Source organism: Arenibacter certesii DSM 19833 (genome assembly GCF_000429545.1).
GTDB classification, from domain to species: Bacteria; Bacteroidota; Bacteroidia; order Flavobacteriales; family Flavobacteriaceae; genus Arenibacter; species Arenibacter certesii.
In genome coordinates this window covers 158,977-183,458 of record NZ_KE386914.1, presented here as the reverse complement: position 1 = coordinate 183,458, position 24,482 = coordinate 158,977, and the positions used below count along the sequence as shown (strand labels likewise).

At 34.7% G+C, this 24,482-nt stretch carries 18 protein-coding genes; all 18 read right to left on the bottom strand.

The features are described 5' to 3' along the window. Window positions 1-36: 36 nt before the first annotated feature. A complete protein-coding gene (locus G466_RS0119635; RefSeq protein ID WP_051315796.1) occupies window positions 37-660 on the bottom strand; it encodes an acetyltransferase in 624 nt (207 codons plus the stop codon). Next, window positions 657-1,826 carry a glycosyltransferase family 4 protein gene (locus tag G466_RS0119630; RefSeq protein ID WP_026815138.1) on the bottom strand — a complete coding sequence of 390 codons (1,170 nt, stop codon included), beginning with the start codon at window positions 1,824-1,826 and terminating at the stop codon, window positions 657-659. Before G466_RS0119630 ends, G466_RS0119635 begins: the two co-directional genes overlap by 4 nt. Further along, window positions 1,819-2,985, bottom strand: a complete 1,167-nt coding sequence (locus G466_RS0119625; RefSeq protein WP_026815137.1) for a glycosyltransferase — start codon at window positions 2,983-2,985, stop codon at window positions 1,819-1,821. Before G466_RS0119625 ends, G466_RS0119630 begins: the two co-directional genes overlap by 8 nt. After that, a complete protein-coding gene (locus G466_RS0119620) occupies window positions 2,982-3,551 on the bottom strand; it encodes an acyltransferase (protein WP_026815136.1) in 570 nt (189 codons plus the stop codon). Before G466_RS0119620 ends, G466_RS0119625 begins: the two co-directional genes overlap by 4 nt. After that, on the bottom strand, window positions 3,548-4,648 hold the full coding sequence (locus tag G466_RS0119615; protein ID WP_026815135.1) for a glycosyltransferase: 1,101 nt from the start codon (window positions 4,646-4,648) through the stop codon (window positions 3,548-3,550). The genes G466_RS0119620 and G466_RS0119615 overlap by 4 nt, the downstream gene beginning before the upstream one ends. Then, window positions 4,645-6,033: an O-antigen polymerase gene (locus tag G466_RS0119610; protein WP_026815134.1), complete on the bottom strand. Its 1,389-nt coding sequence runs from the start codon at window positions 6,031-6,033 to the stop codon at window positions 4,645-4,647. The genes G466_RS0119615 and G466_RS0119610 overlap by 4 nt, the downstream gene beginning before the upstream one ends. A 57-nt stretch (window positions 6,034-6,090) precedes the next feature. Then, window positions 6,091-7,398, bottom strand: coding sequence for a phenylacetate--CoA ligase family protein (locus G466_RS0119605; protein WP_026815133.1), 1,308 nt, complete (start codon window positions 7,396-7,398; stop codon window positions 6,091-6,093). 14 nt (window positions 7,399-7,412) lie between these two features. Continuing rightward, window positions 7,413-8,210, bottom strand: a complete 798-nt coding sequence (locus tag G466_RS22840) for a glycosyltransferase family 2 protein (RefSeq protein WP_051315795.1) — start codon at window positions 8,208-8,210, stop codon at window positions 7,413-7,415. Next, window positions 8,210-9,358, bottom strand: coding sequence for a polysaccharide pyruvyl transferase family protein (locus G466_RS0119595; RefSeq protein ID WP_084419014.1), 1,149 nt, complete (start codon window positions 9,356-9,358; stop codon window positions 8,210-8,212). The genes G466_RS22840 and G466_RS0119595 overlap by 1 nt, the downstream gene beginning before the upstream one ends. Window positions 9,359-9,392: 34 nt before the next feature. Next, a complete protein-coding gene (locus tag G466_RS0119590) occupies window positions 9,393-10,418 on the bottom strand; it encodes a nitroreductase family protein (RefSeq protein WP_051315794.1) in 1,026 nt (341 codons plus the stop codon). Between the two features lie 8 nt (window positions 10,419-10,426). After that, window positions 10,427-11,872: a lipopolysaccharide biosynthesis protein gene (locus tag G466_RS0119585; RefSeq protein ID WP_026815130.1), complete on the bottom strand. Its 1,446-nt coding sequence runs from the start codon at window positions 11,870-11,872 to the stop codon at window positions 10,427-10,429. Between the two features lie 52 nt (window positions 11,873-11,924). After that, window positions 11,925-12,923: an SDR family oxidoreductase gene (locus G466_RS0119580; protein WP_026815129.1), complete on the bottom strand. Its 999-nt coding sequence runs from the start codon at window positions 12,921-12,923 to the stop codon at window positions 11,925-11,927. 82 nt (window positions 12,924-13,005) lie between these two features. Further along, a complete protein-coding gene (locus G466_RS0119575; protein WP_026815128.1) occupies window positions 13,006-13,395 on the bottom strand; it encodes a GxxExxY protein in 390 nt (129 codons plus the stop codon). A gap of 47 nt (window positions 13,396-13,442) precedes the next feature. After that, window positions 13,443-14,750: a nucleotide sugar dehydrogenase gene (locus G466_RS0119570; RefSeq protein WP_026815127.1), complete on the bottom strand. Its 1,308-nt coding sequence runs from the start codon at window positions 14,748-14,750 to the stop codon at window positions 13,443-13,445. Between the two features lie 2,533 nt (window positions 14,751-17,283). Then, window positions 17,284-17,745, bottom strand: coding sequence for a UpxY family transcription antiterminator (locus G466_RS0119560; protein WP_026815125.1), 462 nt, complete (start codon window positions 17,743-17,745; stop codon window positions 17,284-17,286). 214 nt (window positions 17,746-17,959) lie between these two features. Continuing rightward, window positions 17,960-19,117, bottom strand: a complete 1,158-nt coding sequence (locus tag G466_RS22835; protein ID WP_169720777.1) for an MraY family glycosyltransferase — start codon at window positions 19,115-19,117, stop codon at window positions 17,960-17,962. 1,442 nt (window positions 19,118-20,559) lie between these two features. Then, window positions 20,560-21,387: an amidohydrolase family protein gene (locus G466_RS0119550; RefSeq protein WP_026815124.1), complete on the bottom strand. Its 828-nt coding sequence runs from the start codon at window positions 21,385-21,387 to the stop codon at window positions 20,560-20,562. A gap of 1,012 nt (window positions 21,388-22,399) precedes the next feature. Continuing rightward, a complete protein-coding gene (locus tag G466_RS0119545; protein WP_026815123.1) occupies window positions 22,400-23,674 on the bottom strand; it encodes a mechanosensitive ion channel family protein in 1,275 nt (424 codons plus the stop codon). Window positions 23,675-24,482: the final 808 nt, after the last annotated feature.

Below are 24,482 nucleotides of genomic sequence, written 5' to 3'. Positions count from 1 at the left end.
GAAGATTTTTATTGAATCTTTGAATTCTTGAATATCCTATTTTATTAATCTCTTTGCAGGGTTACCCACCACAGTAAGATTATCAGGAATATCTTTAATAATTACAGCTCCAGCACCAACTATAACATCATTGCCAATAGTTACTCCTTGTTTAACAACTGCACCTGCCCCTATAAAACTTCTTTTTCCAACGGTTACGTTTCCTGCTAAAGTTGCTCCAGGTGCAATATGGGCAAAAGCTTTAATAGTACACTCGTGTTCCACTATAGCGCCCGTATTTATTATTGCTCCTATTCCAATATTGCTAAGCGCATTGACAATGGCTCCAGCTGAAATAAGAACATTAGTATCTATAGTAGCTGTTTTGGATAGAGTCGCAGATGGATGTAGGAGGGAAACAAACATATCCCTTTTTATAGCTGAAATAGTTCTAAAAACTTTTTCCCTGATGTTGTTATTTCCAATGCTTCCAAATAGAAATCCATCGTGTTGCTCAAATTGTTCTTCGGGACCTAAAAAGCGTAAGTTATATGGATTCTGTTCAAGCTCTTGAAAGTCATGATAGCCAGTTACCGTATACCCTAAAAGCTGCGCAGTTTCTATGCAAACATAAGCATGACCAGAATAGCCAATAAAACTGATGTTTTTTTGAATTTTCACCTTTTTAGTAAAAGATTATATTCTTCCAATAGGGCTTTCCATACCTCCTCCTGTGAAAAACGGGAAGTGATCATCTCCCTAGCATTAGATTTTAATTTTTGGTAAAGGCTAGAGTTTGTCAAGAGCTCTGTCAAAGCTTGCTCTAAAGTGGTGGAATCCTTAACCTTTATTATTAAGCCATTTTTTCCTTCTTCTATTATTTCATTACAACCATTAATGTTAGAAACAATTGCAGGAAGTCCCATTGCTCCAGCTTGCATAACAACATTAGGAAAACCTTCTCTATAGCTAGGAAAAGCTAAAGCATCCGCAGCAGCAAAGTAGGGGCGAACATCTTTTTGATAACCCACAGAAATTATATCGGGATTGTTTTCAATAGCATACAGTGTTTCAGGCTTTAAAGGATCTAGTTCTGTTTCTAAAAATCCAACCAATAAAAGTTTTGGATCTTTGTCTTTTGATCCTTGCGAATTCCTTTGAATATTACTAAAAGCCTCCACTAATTCATTAATTCCTTTATCTCCTACTATCCGGCCTACAAACACAAATACAAAACTTTCTTGTGGAATATTTAGTTCTTTACGAAGGGTATCTCTTACATCCGTAAAATGCGTTGGATCAAATAAATGGGTATTAATACCATTAGTACTGCCTTGACCTATTATTTTAAGCTTTTCTGGTTTTGCAAGACTCTCAGCGACTATAAATTCAAAAAGTCCTTTAGAGTTTGGGTATATTTTGGTTGCGAAATTATAGGTGTTTTTTTCCACAAAGTCCAACAATTTTCTTTTGTTGCCTGTGGCTTCCATAAGAGGCAGACCACCTACTGTGTGCAATCTATGTGGAACCCTGGCCAACCACGCTGCCATCATCCCGACAATTCCCGCTTTAGGGGTATGAGTGTGAACAATGGTAGGTTTTTCTTTGTTTATAAATTTATAAAGCTGGTAAACAGCTTTAAGATCCGCCCATGGAGTAATCTGCCGTGTCATTTCAATATGGTAAGTTGCCACTCCCTCTTCTTTGCCAAACGTCTCTAAGTTTTCCTTCTCCGAAGAAACTGCGGTAACATTAAAATGTTTCTGCATATAATCCAGTTGTCCTTTTAGTAATTTTTCTAAAGAAAAGGGGATTGTGGTGATGCGAACAAGTTTTGGTTTAGCCATTTTTTAGTGCTTTATTCATGCTTGTATAAAACTCCTCTCTTTTAATATCTAAATTTGTTTTAAGATAAGGCTTTATGATTTTTAAACTACGTAAAGATTCATCCAATAATCTTTGTCTATTTGAAATTAACATCTCAATTTGATTTGCAATATTTTTAATATCTCCTTTTTTATGTAAAAGGTCTTCAGAAACCACATCTGGTATTCCTCCAACTCTGCTACCCATAACAGGACATCCCATACTCATAGCTTCTAGTAATGCTCTCGGCATCCCTTCAGTAAGTGATGGCTGGATATATAGGGACATTTCTTTTAATATATTTAAGATGGGTTTTCCAGATTCCAATGAGCCAATAAATTTAATATTAGTATGAATATTTAATTTTTTGGCTAGATCTACTACCCACTTAAAATCTCCCTTTCCGATCAAGTATAATTCTATATTTAATTGTTGACTGGGAGGCAAAAGTTTTACTGCTCTCAATAAAAATTCCTGCCCTTTATATTTTGCATCGAAGCCGCCAATTAGGCATATTTTAAGATTTTTAGAGGTGAATCGCTCAGCTTCAATTTCTGTATATGGAATAATATTATTGATAATAACATTTGAAATGGAGGCGGTAATGGCATTAGTATTGGAAGGATAATCCAATTGAAGTTTCGATTGAGTTACATAACTCACAAAATTTGCTTCTTTTACTGCTTTTTTGTTTAAAATATCAAAAATTGGTGCAAATATTTTTCCGAAAATAGACCCATGAGTTGAGAATGCTTCTCTTGCATTTCCCACTACTTCAATCCATATTTTCTTTTTTTGATTGTTAGCAATTCTTGCAGCAATAATTCCTAAAACACTTGGCAGTCTTATTAAAACCACATCAACATTATCAATTACAATCAGAAGCTCCTTTTCTAAATTTTGATAATTTAAAACTAACGAGGTTAAAGACGAATAGTTTTCAGTTAAATAAAACGAAGTATGCTCGTGCGAAGATAAAACTTTTTGATCTTTCAATTCAAAGCTCTTGCGGCCAAATACCGTTAATGTTGTAAAGTTTTTTAAATATTTAGGCCAAGTGTCACTAGGAAGTCCACCTCCACTATATACTTTTTGGTTGCGATCATAAAAAGGATGATCGTGAACAAATAATAATTTCATATTTGTTTTATTAATTTTGCCGGTACACCTCCCACAATTGTTTTCATTTTAACTTCTTTATTTACAACTGCTCCTGCCGCTATTATAGAACGTTCATTTATTTTAACACCAGCTAATATTCTACAACCACAACCGATCCAAACATCTTGAGATATGATAACTGGGCTTTCTAAAGTAGGATTATATTTTATGGGTAATTTATTATCTTTATAATCATGATTAGTTGATAAAATTGAGGTATTGTGAGCTATTGATACGTTATCTCCTATATATATACCTCCATACGCATCAATATAACAATTAGAATGAATACTTATATTATTACCTAATTGTAGATTATTCCAACCTAGAATTTGCACATTAGTCCCAATTTTAACATTATCTCCACAAGATTTAAGCATTGATTTAATTAATATGTACCTCAAACCTATAAAAGGAAGTTGAGAATAACTGCTTGTAAAATCCCATATAAATAATCGAATAGATTTTGGTAATAATTTAAATATTTTGACAAACCAATTTATCAAAGTTCTATTTTTTTTAAACTTTTCTCTACCAGTATTCATTTCATTAGAACTTTATTAAATTCATTAAATAATTTTTCTGAATCAAAATTTGATTTTGACCATTTCGATAAATTTAATTCTTCAGCAAATAATTTATTATTTTTAATTTTGATAATTTTTTCAATAGCCATGTTTTTGTCACCCGGATTTAAAAGCTGTGAATGAAAAATTTTCGGTACAGTTTCTTTAATGGGGTTTATATTAGATGCTACAAATGGTAATCCAACGAGCATTGCTTCAATAAGTGCATTGGGTTGTCCCTCTGTTAAGGAGGGGAAATAAAAGCAATCCATAGTATTTAGAACCTTTATTATATCTTTTCTATATCCAAGCAGTTTTATTTGCAAGCTCAATCCTTCTTGATTAACTTTTTTTTCTAAACTTTCTACAACTTTACTACCGCAAAAAACAAAATAAACATCAGCGTATTTTTTACATAATTCGATGGCTACTTGAATCATGGTTAGATGGTTTTTAGCTTCATTATACCGTCCAACATGGCCTACTACAAATGCACCTGAGGGTATATCTAATTCTTTACGCAGATTATCTTTAGTAGATAAAAAGGCATTGGCATCTATGCCATTATAAATGACTTTAAAGCGGTCATCATTTTCCCATATTCCTTTAAAAAAGAAATCAAGAGCAGCTTTAGAATTCGAAAGTATGGAGGTTGAAACAAGAGGGATTATTTTATTCAAAATATTATTGTAGGTTACTCTTAGATAGTCTTCTTTAAAATGATTGGTTGATCCTCTATAGAATACAACTCTGTTGGGTATACCTACCGTTTTAGCCAGAAGAAGTGGTAGAGCAGCAAAATTTCCTGTAAAGTCAACTAGAGCATCAAATTTTCCTTTTTTCAGTTCCATATATAATTTAAGATGGTCTTTAACTGAATACAAGCCCAGCTTGAAAGGCTTGAGCTCAGCCCCAGCGTTTAAATATTCTTGTTCAAGATCACCTAAAAGACCAGACTTTGTATAAATAGTAGCTTTAATATTATTCTTGGCAAATATTAAAAAACGTAACAAATAGTTTTCTATACCTCCACTATCTAAACCTGTAACAAAAAAAATAATTCTTGATTTATTCATTTAATCACTCTAGTAAAAATCCAGTTAAAAAAAAGTACGTAAACTATATCTTTTAATGGAGAAAGTAACATTGCTCTATTCATAGTTATAGCTGATGTCAATAAAATTAAGAAAATTAACACATAGGTAAAATCAAAATTTTGAGCCCTTTGATTTACAATATTGGTGTAAATTCCAAAAATAAACATAATTATAAAAGTTCCATATAAGCCAAAGTTTATATATATATCAGCAAGTATTTCAGAGCCTTCACCATAACTTGGATTAGGTCCTTGACCTAATACTGTAAAAAACATGGCAGAACCAGCGTATTGCTTAGGTATGTCGAAAACTTCCATTATAGTTGACCCTAGAAAAGGAGCTGTACCTATACCAACTGTGAAAAAAGTTATTCCATACAAATAAGGATGTTTATTTGGAATAACGTCTAGGGCCCTGTATTGAATTCTAACAGAAGAAGCTAATTCGTCAGTGACGTTAACACCTTGTTCACTTTCAGTATAATTAGCATAACCTCTTTCAAAAATATTACTTTCATTAAATTCAGTACTATCTCTGCCTCTTCCTAAGCGGATAACAGTAAACAGAAATGCACCTAAAAAAACAATCAAAATTAATTTTCTTAAAGGAACAGGTCTTATATATAATGCATAAGCACCTCCTGCAACTAAAGAAACATAGAGGACTGGCCCTCTATCACCAGACAATAAAAAAAGTAAAGTATAAATAGAAAGTGTGATTAAGAAAAGCTTATATATTAGTAATTTCTTTACTATACGTTTTAAAGAAGTATTCCTCTTAAAACTTCTAAAAAAATAAATAATCCTAAGATAAAGCAATACCCTAAGTAATAAAAAAGCATGATTTGCTCCATTTCCCCAACTTCCACCACCATCATAAACTCCCTGAAATATGGAAGTACCGACTAAACTTAAAAAAACTATAAAGGATAAAAATAAAATAATATCATACTTACAATAGTTAATTATAGAATTCTGTGAATTAAAAGCTCTTTGTTTTGTTCTTTTTCTATAACCATATAAACTAAATCCCCACATCCATAATACAATTGTGACTGCACTCATCCAAGTAGCAAAGTTCACAACATCTTTATTAATCCAAATAAAGCTTGGTCTTTCAGGCTCAATACCGATAGATGCCAAAAATGGTATTTGAAAATGAACAATAGTATAGCCTATTAAAAAAATCACATCAAAACGCAACCAATTTTTGTTATATCTTGATTGTTGATAAAAAAAATACAACAGTGTGACTAAGTATACTACAGAAATATTGAAATTATAGGCAGCATTGAAAGTTTCTAACCTGTATGGTGTTAGTAAAATCAATGTAATTAAAACCAATAAATATATAATACTCTTCATATAACTACTTTCTATTCAACAAAATATATTTAATAAAACGATAAATTGCTGATTTTTTTATATTTCAGAATATACGTACATGATTTTCCCTGTGCTGGTTAAATTAATTTTATCTACAAAAAGCAACTGTATAGTTACATTTGGCAATTCATCCTTAATTCTTAATATTACTTCCTCCAATTCATTACTATTAAAATTTTTGTTTTTCACTACGTATAGAACTAAAACGTAAATTGATTTCTGGACTAATTGGAAGGATTTAATTCCTTTTTTGTTAAAAAATAATGAAGTAAAAAACTGACCATCCAACTGAGAACCATCTTCCCTATGTATAACTCCTAATGTTCGTCCTACAACCTTTTTCATAAGCAATACGCCATAATTTGAATCATCGCCTTTTATGGCTCTGTCTCCAATTTTGTATCGTATTAAAGGCATATAATGATTGTTAAGCGTGGTAATAACTATTTCACCCTCCTCTCCATGTTGAACTGGATTATTATCACTATCAAGAATTTCAACAAATACGTTGTCAAATAAGACGTACATCCCTTCTAATCCTTTAACTTCTGTTGCTATTGCTGATACTTCTCTTGAGCCATAGAAATTATAAACGTAGGCTTGATTAAATGCTTTGCTAATTTCATTTCTCATTTCTGGATATAAGGGTCCAGTTGTGCAATGAATAACTGGTTTAAAGTTTATTTTCACTGACTTAGAATTTATATATTTAGCAATTTCATATATCGAATGGACATATGCTTTTATAAAAACTGGTTTTTTCTTGTTTAATATTTTAACATAATGTTCTATTATAGTTTCACTAAGGATAAAGGTATTGAGACTGGTTTTGTTATAGATTAATGATTTAAAATTAAACTTCTTCTTTATTTTATGCATATCTCTTTCTGCTCCCCATAAATCCACAGATTTTTCAAATCCTCGAATACCATTTAATTGTAAAGCATAATAATAATTTAAAGTTCCATAAACCCCTTGCTCTTTTGTTTGATAAAATTCTAGTGGCTCACCAGTCGAACCACCGGAAGTATTTTTGTAAGTTAGTTTTTTATAATTTCCATTTAATAATTCACTTGAATTATCTCTTATCAATTCTTTAGTTATAATTGGTATTTTTCGAAAATCCTCATAGGAAATGTCCTTAATATGGATGGGTAGATTCATTTTCTTGTAAAAAGGAACTTTATTAATTGCTATTTTTAATACTTCTTCAAGTTTTTTTAATTGATGATTTTTTTTCTGTTCAGGATTTGTGATATCAAATACTCTTAGTTGTTGTACTCTTTTGTATATATTTGGAGTGAAAAAACGTCTATATAAGTACGTTATAAAGCTATTTATCATTTTTTAATTAATATTTATTTAAATAATTCAAATTTTTGCTTTACTACTATATTAATTAAACCTTTCAAATCATATGTTTTAATATTTGTTTTAATTCTTTGAAATAATAGTTTTTTTAAGTAACGCCTTTCATATCCATAAGTACCATTTAGATTAATAACTGAAAGAAATGATTTGTTATATTTAGATTTACCGACACTAATTTTATTCTCTGCATCCATTCGATAGATTGCCGTAATTCTTTTTGATCGCCCGAATTCATATTTCCTACCAATTCTAGCCCATAATTCTAAGTCTTCTCCCCTGCTTAAATTTATATTAAAAGTGCCAATCGAATTAAATACGGAGTTATGGATACAAGTTACAGAGGTCCAAAAGAAATGGAATTTGAAAACTTCTTTGAAATAATCTTTAATTACTAATATAGAATTATCTTCTTTCCTAGGAAGAGTTTTATTACTTAAAATATAGGACGTACTGAATACTTTAAGATAAGGATAAACAATTATCATTTTCTTTAGTGTTTCTAAGTGGTGTGCCATCCATAAATCATCAGCATCTAAAAAAGCGATCCATTCATACTTTGCTTCTTTGATACCTGTATTTCTTGCAGCTGAAACTCCTTGATTTTTTTGTGGAATTAATCGAATTCGTTTATCCTTGAAACCTTCAACAATATTTACGCTCTTATCAGTTGATCCATCATTTACAATAACGATTTCAAATTCTTCAAATGTTTGGTTTAGCACTGATTGTATCGTATTGTAAATACTCAGTTCTTTGTTGTATAATGGAATAATTATTGAGAACATTATTTTAAATTCATTTTCAAATACCTTAATGCTTTTTCTCTTTCTTGCTTTAATATCTCATTTACTCTTATCCAATCAATATCAGTTTTGAGAATTTCATCCACATCAATATTTTGCGGATCAATTATAAGTCTGTTTTGTAATCCAAACATTTTTAATAGTGATTCAAATCTGGCCATTCCTCTATGATTATTACCAATCGCTATAAATGGAATATTAAATAAAATAGCGAAAACGGTTCCATGAAATGAGTCGGCTATTACAAATTTCGCATCTTCATACCCCTTTATCCATTTAGCAGGGTTAGGATATACATAATCTTCAATTTTATCAACCTTATCTTTTTGAATTCTTTTATTAGGCATGACTTCAAATTGTTTTAAACCTAATTTAGATTCTATCGAATTAATCAATCTTTGCTTTTCCTCGGTTTTATCTAAAATATAGACCTTTAAATCTCCATCATTATTCATGACATTTTCAGCTTTTGTGATTTTTAGATAATGTTCGGTTTTTAAGAGCATCGTTGGATCTAAAGAATGAATTGCCTCAGCTCCTAAATAATTTTTTACAAGATGAATTCCTGACTCTTCCCTAACTGATATTGCATCGAATTTTTTTGCGAGAGTAGCACAAGCCTTTGTGTCAGCTTCAGTAAATTCCCAATGGGATACGCCGAAAGATACTGCGTAAGTTAAACGTTTAATTTTTTCCTCATCTTTCGCGAAATCTAAAAAATAATTTTGTATTGAAGGGGAATAAATTGGTCGCCAACTTTGGTCGCTACCTACCACATAAGCATCAAAACCCATACTGTTTAGATTTTTCATATCTTTATCACTTGTAAATGGCCTTGAAAGATTCGGGATATATTTATTTCTAAATGCTAAGGTGTTTTGAGAAATTATTTTTTTGTCCTCTTTGGAAAGCAACGTTTTGGGATTTGGTTCTGTTCCTTTAATCTTATTTTTGATAATCGATGCAATTTTTCTGAAATTTGATCTCTCTTTTCCTCTACGATTAATGATAACTACTTCATGGCCTAAAGATTGTAAGGTTTCTTTTAAAGCATAAGCTTGTAAAAGTCCTCCATAATTGTCATGTAAAGGCTGTGTTAATACGCCTATTTTCATTTTAGTGTTGCTCATATGTATATTCAATATTTAAAACCCTTAACCTACATTATAATTTGCGATATATCTCTTTCCGTTCTCTTCTTTGGGATTTGGGAACTTTAAATTGGGCTGTCGCAATTCCGATGGGAATTAGACAAATAATTTTTTCTTCAGGTGGAAGCTGAATAATTTTAGATAATCTTTTTTCTGAATCTGTAGTTTTTCCCCAGTTGGCAGGACAGTTTGCAATTTTATAATAATGCAAACAGTATAGTAAATTCATTAAATAAATTCCACCATCTATATAAAATTGATTCCTCTCTCCCAAGGTGTAGAAATAACTTCTACTACTTGTTACTATTAATAATTGTTTGACATTATCCGAAAAACCAGCAAATCCTCCCTGAATTTTTAATATGTTTTGAATTTTTTGGTAATCATCTACTAGGTATACTTTAGAGGATTGTCGATTACAAACCGAAGGTGAATTTAAAGATAAAGTAATTGCAAGTTCTATTAGGTCTTCAGAGATTAGCTCTCCTGTAAAATTTCGAATGCTTTTCCTTGAATTCGAAAATTTATCAAATGCAGAATCAGTATTCATATAAAAAGTTTTCTTATCAAACTCTATACTACCTGAAAAGTTCGTTTCATTAGTATTAATGAGTTTACAATACAATATATATAAACTATTTGGAAAATAATCCGATATATCCACCTTTAGCTGTTCGTGCAATTCATAGTACTGTTTTAAAATTTTAAATGTTACTTGAATTTGAGAATTACTATAAAAATCAACAACGCTTTGGTGTTTTAACCACTTATGTAATTCTTTAATTTTATCTTTTGCGAACTTTGGTCGGATTGGATTGTGAATTAATCCTTTTTCAATAGAATGATAATGAAGAATGATTTTAGCCTCTATCTTTTTATAATCATCAATTTTATATATTGAAGAATACTTGTAGTAAAGCTTCATGTCTGTCCAATAATTACTGAAAAAACTTGTGTAATTTTTTATAAAATTAAATTTTCGTACAATCTGTGTGATTTTTTCTTTACTAATAAAGTGAAGTATAATTGTTTTTACCATAATTTTATTTAAGCGATATTCTTTGATTGCAGAACTTTTTTAACATTTTTAATGAAAGTTTTATTAAAAATAAATAATAACGGAATATACCCTGCCATATAAAGTGTTACAACCACAACTATAAATAGTAAATTAGGAAAATGATTGAAATATAACTGGATTAAGATATAATTAATGATACCAGGAATTGCTGCAATTGAAATAACCCTTAGAGTATCGGCAAATTGTTCTCGTAAAGAATAGGAGATTAATTGGCCTGAAAAAAAACCATTGAAATATGCAAAAAATATATTTGTCAAACATAAGGACCACACTATACCTTCTATGCCGAAATGCAAACTTGATAAAAGTGCTGCGACACCAATAATTTTTTTAATAACATCTATTTTAAGATAAAGATCTGTTCTTCCTTTTACTTTTAAAATATTTAGATTGTAAATATTCACAGGTAAAAAAATAGACGCTAAGCATAAAATTTGGAAATATGGTACTGCTGGCAACCATTTGAATCCATACACAACTAGATAAAGGGGTTCTGCAATTAATATGGATATTATCATTATAGATGAACTCAATGATAACACCACATTTAAGATAATTCTATATGAATTTTTAAGTTTTTCATCATCATGCTGTATACTTGCAAATAAAGGAAAGGAAACTTTATTAAACACATTGGATAGTTGATTTACAGGGAATTGCCTTAAACCGTCGGCTTGATTAAAATATCCGACAGTTGCAGGTGTAAATAATTTACCAATTATGATTTTATATAAATTCAAATAAAGATTAGTTAGCAAACTGGATATAGTGAGTTTGTACCCATAATTAAAATGACCACGAAAAATCGTTCTGTCGAAAATAAATTTTGGCCTCCATTTATAAAAAAGCCATAAAATAATAGAAAACGAAATGGCTTGTGTAATATTAAGACCTATTAAGCTCCATACACCAAATCCATTTTTCGCCATAATAATAGCCACTATTGATCCGATTATTACAGAAGGCAGTTGGTAGGTAAATTGTGATTTAAAATTAAGTTCTTTACTAAACTTTGCAATTTGAACTGCATAAAATGAGCTGATGATAAATATTAAGGAGTAACTTCTTAGCAAGTCTGTTAAAATTTCTTGCTCATAGAAACTGGAAACCACAGGGGCAAAAAAATAAACCATAACGAATATAAAACAACTTACAACAAAATTTGTTATAAATACTGTGCCATAATCTGCTTCTGTATTGACTTTATTACGTATTAATGAAGAGGTCATTCCACTATCACTGAGACTCTGCCCTACCGCTACAAACACAGTAATCATAGCAATCAAGCCAAAATCAGATGGTAATAGCAATCTTGCCAAAAAAATTTGTACTATAAAATTAATTCCTAATACACTAAACTGTTGCAAGAAAGTCCAAAAAACACCTTTTTTGGCTTGGTTGATTAAACTCATTATTAGAAAATTTCCATTAAATCATTATTATGCTCATGTATTTTAATTTATATCATTTTAAATTCTCCCAATACCATTCCACTGCCTCCTTAATCCCTTTATCAATGGCATGGCTTGGTTCATAATTTAATAATCGCTTTGCTTTATCTACAGAAGCCAAAGAGTGGGGGATGTCTCCCTTACGCTTAGGACCGTGTTTAATTTCTACTTTTGCTATTTCCGCATCAAAAGCACTTAAATGCTTTTTGAGCAAGTCGGTCAACTGGACCAAGGTGGTTCTATCCCCTACGGCAGTATTGTACACTTGGTTAAGCGCGTCCTTATTTTCGGTCGTAATAGCGCGTAAGTTCATTTGTACTACATTGTCTATATAGGTGAAATCACGTGAGTAAGTACCATCTCCATTAATCAATGGACTTTCGTGTTTCATAAATTGCTTTACAAATAAGGGAATCACTGCCGCATAAGCACCATTAGGATCTTGTCTTCTTCCAAAAACGTTGAAGTAGCGTAATCCAATCGTATTTAAGCCATACGTACTGAAAAAGTTGTCTGCATATAGCTCATTTACATATTTCGTAATGGCATATGGTGACAAAGGCTTCCCAATAGTTTCTTCTACTTTTGGTAAGGCTTCATGGTCTCCATAGGTAGAGGAACTAGCAGCATATACAAAACGCTGCACTCCGGCATCCCTCGCCGCTACCAACATATTTAAAAACCCACCTACATTTACGTCGTTACTCGTAATAGGATCATTAATAGAACGTGGTACCGAACCTAAAGCCGCCTGGTGCAATACAAAATCTTGGTTTTTACAAGCTTTGTGGCAAGTATCTAAATCTCGAATATCACCTTCTATAAGCGTAAAGTTCTCCTTCTCTAAAAACGGGGCTATATTATGACGGTGACCCGTTGCAAAATTATCCAAACAGGTTACTTTAGCGTCGAGGGAGAGTAGGGCTTCGCAGAGATTACTACCGATGAAACCCGCGCCTCCCGTAACTAAGATGTTTTTTCCTTCTAACTTTCTAAATTGTTCAGTATTCATTTTGTTTATGTTTTATGCAAATTTTTCGAATTGGGGCGAATTAATGCGAATATGTGTTTATGCGAATTGTGTGATATGAGAATTAAAGGGCAGCTTTGGAATTTAAGATACGTTGGTATTCCAAGGAACTCTTCCCGAAATTAACTACTATACCTAATCTTGAATTTGTAGCAACCAAATAATTTTTTAGTTGCGCCTGTACGGCGGTGTTTAAGTACTGGGCTACTTTTAATTCCACTATTATCTTATCGAAACACAGGAAATCGGCTATATAGTACTTTTTAAGCTTCTCTTCTTTATAGTATATAGATAGCTTCGTCTGTCTTTCGAATGGGATATTACTACTTCTAAATTCTTTCTCTAATGCTTCCTGATAAACAGCTTCAAGAAATCCAGCACCCAACTCGGTATGTACTCTCATACATGCACCGATGATGTTATAGCTCTCCCCCTTGAAGATGATGTCTGTCATTTTCTATTCGCCTAATTCGCAGGACTTCGCATTAATTCGCATTTTATTTACAATTTTCTATTGGCTTTACCTTCTAATATACCCTTCACATCATAAACCACGGCATTGTCTGCTTTTAGGGCATCTAGATCCATGTCTAAGAATTCATTATGTGCTACGGCTAGAATGATAGCATCAAACTTATCATTTGGAATCTCTTGAGTAGTGGTTAGGCCGTACTCGTGCATTACTTCTGATGGAGTGGCAAAAGGATCATAAATGGTAACCTCGGTACTGTATGATTGTAATTCCTTAATTACATCTACTACCTTCGTATTCCGCACGTCTGGACAGTTCTCTTTAAAGGTGATTCCTAAAATTAATATTTTGGAACTCTTTATTTTAATTTCGTTTTGCAACATCAACTTAATCACTTCCGAGGCTACATAGGGTCCCATGGAGTCGTTCATACGTCGGCCAGCTAAGATAATTTCTGGATGGTATCCCATTTCTTGTGCTTTTTGTGCCAAGTAATACGGATCTACCCCAATACAGTGTCCGCCCACCAATCCTGGTTTAAAAGGAAGGAAATTCCACTTGGTACCCGCTGCTTCCAATACCGCTTGCGTATCAATATCCATGATGTTGAATATTTTCGCTAGTTCGTTTACAAAGGCAATGTTGATATCACGCTGCGAGTTTTCAATCACCTTAGCAGCCTCCGCTACTTTTATGGTGGGTGCCAAATGCGTTCCGGCAATAATAACCGATTTATAAAGCTCATTTACTTTTTGTCCGGTTTCTGGCGTAGAACCAGCAGTAACTTTTAATATTTTTTCTACCGTATGTTCCTTATCTCCCGGATTAATACGCTCTGGAGAGTAGCCTACAAAGAAATCTTCATTAAACTTTAGTCCGCTATGCTTTTCCAACACCGGCACACATTCATCTTCTGTAGCTCCTGGGAATACGGTTGATTCGTAAATTACGATATCGTCTTTCTTTAATACCTTGGCAACGCTCTCGCTACTTTTGTATAAAGGGGTAAGGTCTGGACGGTTGTTTTTATCAACGGGAGTGGGTACAGTAACAATATAATAGTTACAATCTGCAATGTCTTCCAGGTTGGCTGAGCAGAACAAACCAGTTGTATTAGCACCTTCACTAGTTCCCTTTAACGGATTTTCTTTTAACAACACAGACTGTAGTACATCGTCTTCCACCTCTAAAGTACTATCATGTCCGCCATTAAGGGCAGCCACTCTAGGGGCGTTGATATCGAATCCTACTACAGGATATTTGGTAGCGAGTAATCGGGCTAGGGGTAGACCTACGTAACCTAGGCCTATAACGGCTATTTTTATTTCTGTGTTCATACTATTAAAGGAATTTATACGTTATGGTGTATTAATGTTTACTAATTGGTATTAGATTTATCTTTTCAATTAAACGATTTAATTTTTGCAATATACCTATTATCGCCTGTAAATTAAGGTGTTAGGATTTATTTTACAGTGCAATCTCCCTGCATCTTTCCACGGCTCCGCCGCTGTGAGTCCCATTATGGGTTCACCGTTTTGACTGCTATTTTCAGGAATTTGAATCGGCAAATGTAAGGCTTTTAACATAGTTAATGAAACTTATTTATTGGAAAATGGGAGAGTCAATGTACTAATGTAACAATTAGCTATTGTAACAATGGGTGGGTGATTTGGAAATTAGTTTATGTGTTAATGGGTTAATTTAGAAATTTGGAAATGTGTTAATTTGATATTTAGGTGCTTGTCGCAAGAATTAAAAATTCTCATCATAGCTAGGTTCCGTTTAGCTACTGGTGTGAGTTCTCCTCACTATGGTTCGATCGAACTGACTGGCAATGTGTTGATTTGGGAATGTGTTAATGTGTTAATTTGGAAATAGGAGGCATTTTCTAAGGGATGAAAATTCTCATCATAGCTAGGTTTCGTTTAGCTACTTGTGAGTTCTCCTCACAGTCGTTCGATCGAACTGACTGGTAATTTGTTGATTTTGAAATGGGACGTTTTTTCTAAGGGATGAAAATTCTCATCATAGCTAGGTTCCGTTTAGCTACTTGTGTGAGTTCTCCTCACTATGGTTCGATCGAACTGACTGATAATTTTGTTACCGGAAAAAGCCATTTCGGCATGTAAGGTACGGTGTGGTTTATGTGGGTTTGCTTATTATTCACAAAATCAATGGTTTACTAATTTATGTTGTTTCCTCCTTGCTTTGAGTAATTTTTCATTTCTTTTGCTCGCCCAAAAGAAACAGGGCCGAAAAGCGAAGGTACAGTGTACCTTGGTTTAGAGGAGCCAGCTGTAGCGTTGGCGAAGGCGCCTTGACCAATGAATTTTTTCGACAACGAGGTCGAAAAACTATGGCTCAAACTCCGCGTCGCTACGTGCCTTCGCTCCTGATCTCGGAGCTTTGATACATTATTCTGCGTTCAAGTATTTTTGGCTGCGCCGGCTTACAGCTAACTATAATAAATAGATGATTCCTTGCTTTGAGTATATGTTCATTTTACTCAAGTGGTTTTTTATTGATTTTTTAAAGGATTTCGTGAACCTCCTTCGTCGGTTTTTTGCATCGCCCAAAAAACGAACCAGGGCCGAAAAGCGAAGGTACAGTGTCCCTTGGTTTAGAGGAGCCAGCCGTAGCGTTGGCGAAGACACCTTCTCTGAGGAATTTTTTAGATTAAATCTAAAATCAGTTCCAAAACTCCGCGCTTTTTTAAAATAAAAAAAGCTGAATCTCGGAGCTTTCCCTCCAGCGCATCAGCTGGCCCCTTAAGTTAAATGCAAATCGTTGCATTTACTTTTCGGTCCTCTGCAGATCAGGAATAGCACAGTAGAAAGTTAGTGCTTATATCTTTAAATTTTAAAGTATTTAGTCGTTAACAGAAAAGGAATATACCGTAGTATACAGCTTCTATTTTAACAAACCGTTTTTGAAACTCCGCGTCGTCCCTATCGGCACTCCTGATTTCGGAGCTTTCATCCTGCGCGACATCTGGCCCCTTAATTTAAATGCAAATCGTTGCATTTGCTTTTCGGTCCTTTGCGTTTAGGGGATTTTGGCTGCGCCTGCTTTTGGCTAGTAGATTGTTGTGAAAAGATTCTTCTACACAGAATAAGAACGTCTAATGAACACGAAAGTTATTGTTTATTAAATATCGCGTTAGTTATTGAAGCGGCATCTTTTTTAGAGGTCTTTTGACCAACAAAAAAATATACCAGAAAGAGCGACCCGCTAGGGGAACGCCCAAAAAAACACTAAAGTAATGAGGAATATAACCTAGGGAACAAATACAAACGCTACTAATTACCGCCTACTGAAAATCAATTTATCTCACTACTCATTACTGACATCATAAGACTAATGATAGCGCTAATTAATAACTGTTTATTGAATTCGCGTTAGCTATTGGAGCGGCAACCTTTTTTGTTCTTATAGATGTGTGGTTACTAACCCTGCAAGGTTTAGTAAACCTTGTAGGTGTTACGATAATGCTCAAAAAAAACAAGCATATTGTTTAAGAGTTATTACCAAAAAAGTTATAGCGGAAAGAGCGACCCGATAGGGGAACGCCCAAAAAAACACTAAAGCAATGAGGACTATACCATCAGACAATTTATAGAAAAACTACTGGCTACTGTTCACCGATTACTGAACACTATTTTGTGTTTAGGGGATTTTGGCTGCGCCGGCTTTTAGTAGTCTCGAGATTTAGCGAGGGGAAACTGAAATCTAATTTCTTTTTGAGAACAACTGATTCCTATTAAGTGGTCAGTATATGGTAGGGATGTACAGAACAGTTTACCGACGACTGGTTACTGATTACTGAACCATATCTAACTACTTAATACTCACTACTCACTACTGAAATTAGATTTCTAATTTTACAACGTAGCCCAGGCCTTCCAAAACCACCCAGCACTGGTTGCCGGAAACGTATTTTACGGTGCCTTCTTGGGCTTTGAATCCCATTTCGGAGAGGTTTAATTTGGTGCCAGGCTTGATGGCCTGTACTTCCATTTTGTGGCCATTTTTAGCGGATTGAACCTCTTTTAAGGCTTCCACTTCTTCCTGAGTCACAATAGCGGGTTTTTCTAGCCAAAACATGTAGCGCACGGCGCCAGGTACCTCAAAGACCCTATTTCTGTCTTTCTCTGCTACATTTACCAATATCATGGAGGGTAATAGGGGTACTTCTACTTTCTTCTTACGATCGCTCCATTGACGTATTTCCGTGCGCAACGGGCAATAGGCTTCTATGCCCATCTGCTGTAAGCGAAGCGCGACTTTCTTTTCGTTTTGTGGTTTGGTGTAAAGTACGTACCAGAGCATAAACTAATGTGAAAATTTGAAAATGTGTTAATGTAACAATTGATTAATATGGATATCTAAATATTCAGTGCTCACCTCTCCATACTAGAAGAACTGTTTACCGACGACTGGTTACTGATTACTGAACCCTATCTAACTACTCAATACTACTATATCAATCCTAATAGTATCAATTCTAATTACTAACTACGTAGTACTTAATACTTAATACTTTCTAGTCCCCACTGGTTCCAGTGATTAGCCTTTTGATGCGTCTTGGTACGGTTAAGCGAAGCTTGCCTTTTTTACGGGTGAAAAGCCAAGGGGAGCTATAGATAACGGGTATAGCAACAATTAGAATATATAACTGTAGGTTAATGTATAGGCCGCTGATTAGCAAGGCAACTAGGATGGCCAATAAATTAAGGAAGCCAAGGATAAGAGAGGCTTTCTTGTGTGTGAATTTCATGTCTAGCAAGCGGTGGCGAATATGGTTCCGGTCCGCGCTAAATGGACTCCTTTTTTGGGATATGCGGATGCAGAACACTCTAAGGGTATCCAATAAAGGAAACGAAAGAATGGCAATAGCCATGATTGGCGCTTGTGCGAAGGCTTGCTCGTTGATTTCCGCCGTATTATAATTTAAAAAAGAAATGGCTTGATAGGCCAACAGGAAGCCCACAAACATGGAACCAGAATCGCCCATGAATATTTTGCGCTTCCTGGATAAATTGTGCTTTAGGAACCCCATAAGGGATCCTACTAAAGCAAAGGAAACCAATATCATCGCCGTCCTGTTTTCCATAAAATAGAATATTCCAAAAGCAGTGCTGGTAATAATGCCTATGGTTCCCGCTAGTCCGTCTAATCCGTCTATTAGGTTAAACGCATTGATAACCAGGATAAAAATGAATATGGTGAGTAAAACAGAAACAATATAAGGCAATTCTTCCAGGCCAAAAATGCCATAACCATGGGTAATTTTAAGATCGGTCAGTATGACCACCACACTGGCCGCAAATACTTGAATGATTAATTTCTTTTTTGGGGAGATGCCGATCAAGTCATCCTTCACTCCGGCCGACATAAGGAGGATGGTACCAGCAAGAATGGCTAAAATATCCAATAGATTCTCTCGGGGCAGTCCTAAAAGTAGGGCCATTATAATGAGGGTGATAGAAAATATAATGAATACAATGACTCCGCCTAGGGTAGGGGTTCTTTTAGTATGCATACTCCTATTGACCGGTGAATCTAAAAGTCGCTTGCGATTCACTAAAAGTATCATGACAGGGTAAGAGCGCAAAGACACTAAGAACGAGACAATTATAGCTACAAAAACCAAAATGTATTTGTTGGAAAGCAGAGTGGATAAGTATTCAATATTAGTCATGACGGCCATTAATTAAATAAGAGCATTCTTATTATTTATTTATTTTACATGAATTTTCATGTTATTTCTTGAGGGGAAATTTATTAAAAATAAGAAATTTTTATATTTAATTTAAGTATTGTTTCTAACCTGCAAAAGTATACTATTTTTTTTATCAGAAAGGGAGTACGTTAAAATTTTTTAACATTTTGGCTTATCCGTTTTAATTTAGAAACAGTCTGTTTTATGGTTACGTGTCTAACATGCTGATTAAAAGGGAAATATGTTAAGGGGCTTGGGTGTTTTAGGATGTGCTTGAGAGGGTGAAATGGGCGTGTGGTAATGTAATAATTGAGTACTACAGCTATTCTTAAAGGTACCAATTTAACTATTGGTTAATGTACCAATAGGGGCTGATTTGGAAATGCGTTAATGTGTTAATTTGAAAATGAGGGGTTAATGTGGAAATTGCTTCGATTTGGTAATTTGAAGAGGTGATGATTTGGAAATGGGATATTAATGTGAAAATGTAACCGTTATTTAATGTACTAATTGGGAGATAATTTGAAATTTTGTAGATGCGTTAATTTGGAAATGTAACCGTTATTTAATGTAACAATGGGGGCTGATTTGATAATGGGTTTTTTAGTCATTTATGGAACCCGTCTTACGCCTGTTCACTGAGGGCTGGACGCATTTCTAATTACTAATTTTTATTGTTAATTGAACAGAATACTGATTACTGATTACTGATTGCTGGTCACTGAACGCCGCGTTAGCTACTTGTGCGATTTAGCTAATGGCAATTTTATTTCACTGGTATTCGTGAACCTTCGGTTTCTTTTCACTAGCGTTCATTCGAAATGCTAATTGCTTCAATTTTGTAATTCCACCCTTTAGGCATGGGGGAATGACTTTTTCTGCGTACAAATAGGTGCAGGCGAGACGTATCATCAATACTAAAGGCTGAAACCCTTGGTAAAGGGTAATCTTCGTATTACCAAGGAATAATTTTTCACGGTAATAGGTTACGAGCTTGTTCAAACAAATCTAACTACTCAATACGTACTACTAATGTTCTGGCTAAAGCCGTTTTTATGAACTGCTATTTATCCCCGTGATAAAGCACGGGGCTATTCAATTCCTATTTAAGTATCTATGAAGTTGGCTGCTTCATTTTTAATATCAGGGACATACAGCGTCTATCACTTAACTAGTTTTCTACTATTGACTAAAGAGCAATTCTCACTCTTCTTATCATTAAAACCATCGAAAACTTATCCTAATATAGTATGCAAGGAAAAGTCCACCCTTTAGGGCATGGGGCAATGACTTTTTCTGGGTACAAATAGGAGCAGGCTACTAACTACTATGATCAAGCTATACAGATCATAGTTAAATAATTGCAAGGCTTGCACCAAATAATCTAACTTCTCAATACTACAAAAACTGGTAAGAACTAATCACAGACCATAAAAAGAAACCGCATTCCCTCCCATAATAGCTTTTTGTTCCTCAGCGCTGAGGGAGGCGATAAAGTTGGTAGTGAGTTGTTTTACTTGGCTGTATTTTCCGGCGACGAGGCAAACGGGCCAATCGGAGCCATACATACAACGAGATGGCCCAAAAGCGTTTAGTACCAGTTCCATATAAGGGTGCATCTGTTCTGGCGTCCAGCTGTTATAATCTGCTTCGGTGATCAGGCCGGAGACTTTGCAGTAGACATTTTCTTGTTTTGCTATTTCTTTCATCAGCACTGCCCATCCATCAAAAAAGCCATCTTTAATATAGGGTTTGGCAATATGGTCTATCACAAATTTCTGATTAGGGAACTGCTTTACAAACTCCAGCGTAGCACTCAACTGATGGGGGAAGACCAGGATATCATACACCGCATTGTATTGTTCTAATTTGGAGATTCCATTTAGGAAATTAGGTCGTAAAAGGAAATTATGGTCTTCTTCTCCCTGAACAATATGTCGGTATCCCTTTAGTTTTTTATCGGAGGCGTATTTCTCCAAATCGCGCTCCACGTTTTCATTTCTTAAGTCGACCCAGCCCACTACGCCTTTTATGAAGTCGTTATCATGTGCCAGTTCCAAAAGGAAATCGGTTTCTTGCAGGTTTTGGTCCGCCTGAACCGCTACGCAACCATCCACGCCATTTTCGGCATACACGGTTTGTAGGTCGGAGGGGAGAAAATCTCTTCGGATAACGGACATTTCTTCGTTTATCCAAGCATGTTTTTTGGGGTTGTACTTCCAGAAGTGCTGATGGGAATCTATGATCATTTTTGAATATGGTTTTTTAGTTTGTAAAATTGTGAAGATACTAATATAGGAAGATTTGTTGTTATTACTATTTTGAATTTATTTTGAATGGAGTGTGAGGGGTGGTTATGGTTTACAAAGATACCGCCTAATTATCCCGATAGTAGACTTCCTTGCTTTGTAGGTTTGTTCGTTTTACTCAAGTCACTACGCAATAGGTAATAGGCTGTATTAGCGAAAGCTATGGCTAAAGCCGATTTTCTTTATTTACTATTAATCCCCGTGATACATCATGGGGCTATTCAATTGTTTTTTTTTGATGTAGGAGAATTTGACTGCTTTAGGGAGTTAGCGTCATCTAAATACTCCGATCTCAGGCCGCAATTCTGTACTTGATACTAACTAAATGAAGTTACGAAGGCTCTGCTGTAACTTTTAAGGTTTGGCTAAAGCCGTTTCTTTTGCTTTAAACCCCCGCGATACATCATGGGGCTATTCAATTGTTTTGTTAGAGGTAGGAGAATTTGACTGCTTTAGGGAGTTAGCGTCATCTAAATGCTCCGATCTCAGGCCGCAATTCTGTACTTGATACTAACTAAATGAAGTTACGAAGGCTCTGCTGTAGCTTTTAAGGTTTGGCTAAAGCCGTTTCATTTGTTTTGCTTTAAACCCCCGTGATACATCACGGGGCTATTCAATTGTTTTTTGAGGTAGGAGAATTTGACTGGTTTAGGGAGTCAGCGTCCTATAAATGCTTTTATCTCAGGCCGCAATTCTGTACTTGATACTAACTAAATGAAGTTACGAAGGCTCTGCTGTAGCCTTTAAGGTTTGGCTAAAGCCGATTTTCTTTATTTACTATTATTCCCCGTGATGTATCACGGGGCTATTCAATTCCTATAATTAATCATCGGTCACTAATCACATTGGTAATTGTTTATTGTAAAAATCTGACTACTAACTACTGACTACTGACTACTGTTTACTGATTACTGAACACTGAACCATGCTAATTGTTACTTGTTACTTTGTACTACTTAGAAACAACTTCCTGTTCCGGGTTGGGGGAGGCGATGAAAGTAGTGGGGTATTCAAAGATTTTTAGATCAAAATAGGGAATGGCGGCAAGGAGATGGTCGAATATGTCGGACATCACATTTTCATAATTTGCCCACCTTTTATCGGAGCTAAAGGCATAAATTTCTAAAGGGATGCCCTGTGGGGTGGGACTCAATTGCCTCACCATAAGGGTCATTTTTTGATTTACGCCCGGATGGTTCTTTAAATACTGGGTTGTATATTCCCTAAACACCCCAAAATTGGTCATATTACGACCGTTGATAGGGATTTCCCGGTTAAACTGGTGTTTCTTATTGAACTCCGCTATCTGTTTTTCCCGTTGTTCTATATAGGGTTCTATAAGCTGAATCTTTCGCAATACTTTTAAATCTTCTTCGGTAAGGAAGCGAATGCTTTTTTGACAAATGGCCAAGGACCTTTTTATACGTCTTCCGCCCGAGGTTTCCATGCCCCGCCAGTTCTTAAAAGAATCGGATATCAAGGCATAGGTGGGAATGGTAGTAATGGTCTTATCAAAATTCTGCACCTTCACGGTAGCCAAGGTAATTTCCGTTACGTCCCCATCGGCACCATACTTTTGAAAGGTAATCCAATCCCCTATACGGACCATATCGTTGATACTCACCTGTATACTGGCTACAAACCCGAGGATGGAATCTTTAAATATTAATAGGATTACGGCTGAGGCAGCGCCTAAAGCAGTAAAATAGGCCCAAACGGTGGTTTCGGTAACGATGGCAAATATGGTAAGTATGCCCAGTAGCCAAGCAAAGATGATAAACACCTGTACATAACTGTCCACAGGTTTGTCTTTGAACCTTGGTAAGGTTTTTATGTGATCATTGATACTTCTAAAGATACTTTTTACGATGATAAGGGTAAGGATTACCACACTTACCCGCAGTAGTTTCTGCATAAAGCTTTCCCAGAAAGGAAAATCGGAAAAAATTAAAGGAACAAATTCCACCAACATCATCAAGGGAATGACGCGGGCAAGGAATCGCGGTACTTTGTGCGCCACTAAATAGTTATCGAAATTGGTCTTTGTTTGTCTTGCAAGTCGGACCGAAAATCCCCTTAGAATCTTCCAGATCATAAAATCCAACAGGGCAGCTACAAATAGCAGTACGGCAAGGAGTAGGATAAGATTGATATAGGCAGCCACCTGTTCGCTCATTCCTAGTTTTAATAGATATTTGAAAACAAGGTCTTTAAAATTTTCAACCATTTTTATAAATCGATTTATTGTATTCTTTGCAAAAATAGGGCTTGAAAGAGATAATGTGAAATATAATCCGCATTGGTTTAATGTATTATGGATTGTGCTCTTTACGGGAGTGTTTTTGTATATCACAAAAGCGCTTATTAACTACGCTATGGGGTTTCTTCCTTGCTTTTAGTGTTTGTTCAATTTACTCAAATGGTTTTTTATTGATTTTTTAAAGGATTTCGTGAATCTGCGATTTGATTCATTGGATTTTATTTGTTTTTTATTGGTATTCATGAACCTCCTTCGTCGGTTTAGTTCATTGGATTTTATTTGTTTTTTATTGGTATTCATGAACCTCCTTCGTCGGTTTCATTGCTTGTCCAAAGAAACAGGGTCGATAAACGTAAGGTACCGGTGTACCTTACGTTTAGAGGAGCCAGCTGTAGCGTTGGCGAAGGCGCCTTCTCCGATATATTTTTTAGAATACATCTAAAAATCGGTTTTTAAACTCCGCGCTTTTTTGAAAAAAAAAGCTGAATCTCGGAATTAAATAAATTTTGACACACGCCATTACGTAATATTACCAAGAATTAATCTTTTTTGAGTTAAGGAGGTGCAGGCTAGTACATAACAAATCTAACTACTCAATACTTAATACTTTGTACTAGCGAAAGCGAGGAGCTTTTTATGCTTCATCATTTAAATAAGATAGTAGTAATAAGACACCCAAGCTTATGTTACCTAAAGTTCATTTTCTCGGCCTCGCTAGGGAGAGAGAGAATAAATACTAAAATTAGATTCCTAAATTTCACCCAGGAATACTATT

Excerpts from the sequence above, each read along its gene's own strand:
- G466_RS0119620 (WP_026815136.1), bottom strand. The coding sequence starts at position 3,551 with ATGAATACTGGTAGAGAAAAGTTTAAAAAAAATAGAACTTTGATAAAT.
- G466_RS22835 (WP_169720777.1), bottom strand. The coding sequence starts at position 19,117 with ATGACTAATATTGAATACTTATCCACTCTGCTTTCCAACAAATACATT.
- G466_RS0119615 (WP_026815135.1), bottom strand. The coding sequence starts at position 4,648 with ATGAATAAATCAAGAATTATTTTTTTTGTTACAGGTTTAGATAGTGGA.
- G466_RS0119575 (WP_026815128.1), bottom strand. The coding sequence starts at position 13,395 with ATGACAGACATCATCTTCAAGGGGGAGAGCTATAACATCATCGGTGCA.
- G466_RS0119570 (WP_026815127.1), bottom strand. The coding sequence starts at position 14,750 with ATGAACACAGAAATAAAAATAGCCGTTATAGGCCTAGGTTACGTAGGT.
- G466_RS0119610 (WP_026815134.1), bottom strand. The coding sequence starts at position 6,033 with ATGAAGAGTATTATATATTTATTGGTTTTAATTACATTGATTTTACTA.
- G466_RS0119605 (WP_026815133.1), bottom strand. The coding sequence starts at position 7,398 with ATGATAAATAGCTTTATAACGTACTTATATAGACGTTTTTTCACTCCA.
- G466_RS0119560 (WP_026815125.1), bottom strand. The coding sequence starts at position 17,745 with ATGCTCTGGTACGTACTTTACACCAAACCACAAAACGAAAAGAAAGTC.
- G466_RS0119545 (WP_026815123.1), bottom strand. The coding sequence starts at position 23,674 with ATGGTTGAAAATTTTAAAGACCTTGTTTTCAAATATCTATTAAAACTA.
- G466_RS0119590 (WP_051315794.1), bottom strand. The coding sequence starts at position 10,418 with ATGGTAAAAACAATTATACTTCACTTTATTAGTAAAGAAAAAATCACA.
- G466_RS0119595 (WP_084419014.1), bottom strand. The coding sequence starts at position 9,358 with ATGAGCAACACTAAAATGAAAATAGGCGTATTAACACAGCCTTTACAT.
- G466_RS0119630 (WP_026815138.1), bottom strand. The coding sequence starts at position 1,826 with ATGGCTAAACCAAAACTTGTTCGCATCACCACAATCCCCTTTTCTTTA.
- G466_RS0119625 (WP_026815137.1), bottom strand. The coding sequence starts at position 2,985 with ATGAAATTATTATTTGTTCACGATCATCCTTTTTATGATCGCAACCAA.
- G466_RS0119585 (WP_026815130.1), bottom strand. The coding sequence starts at position 11,872 with ATGAGTTTAATCAACCAAGCCAAAAAAGGTGTTTTTTGGACTTTCTTG.
- G466_RS22840 (WP_051315795.1), bottom strand. The coding sequence starts at position 8,210 with ATGTTCTCAATAATTATTCCATTATACAACAAAGAACTGAGTATTTAC.
- G466_RS0119580 (WP_026815129.1), bottom strand. The coding sequence starts at position 12,923 with ATGAATACTGAACAATTTAGAAAGTTAGAAGGAAAAAACATCTTAGTT.
- G466_RS0119550 (WP_026815124.1), bottom strand. The coding sequence starts at position 21,387 with ATGATCATAGATTCCCATCAGCACTTCTGGAAGTACAACCCCAAAAAA.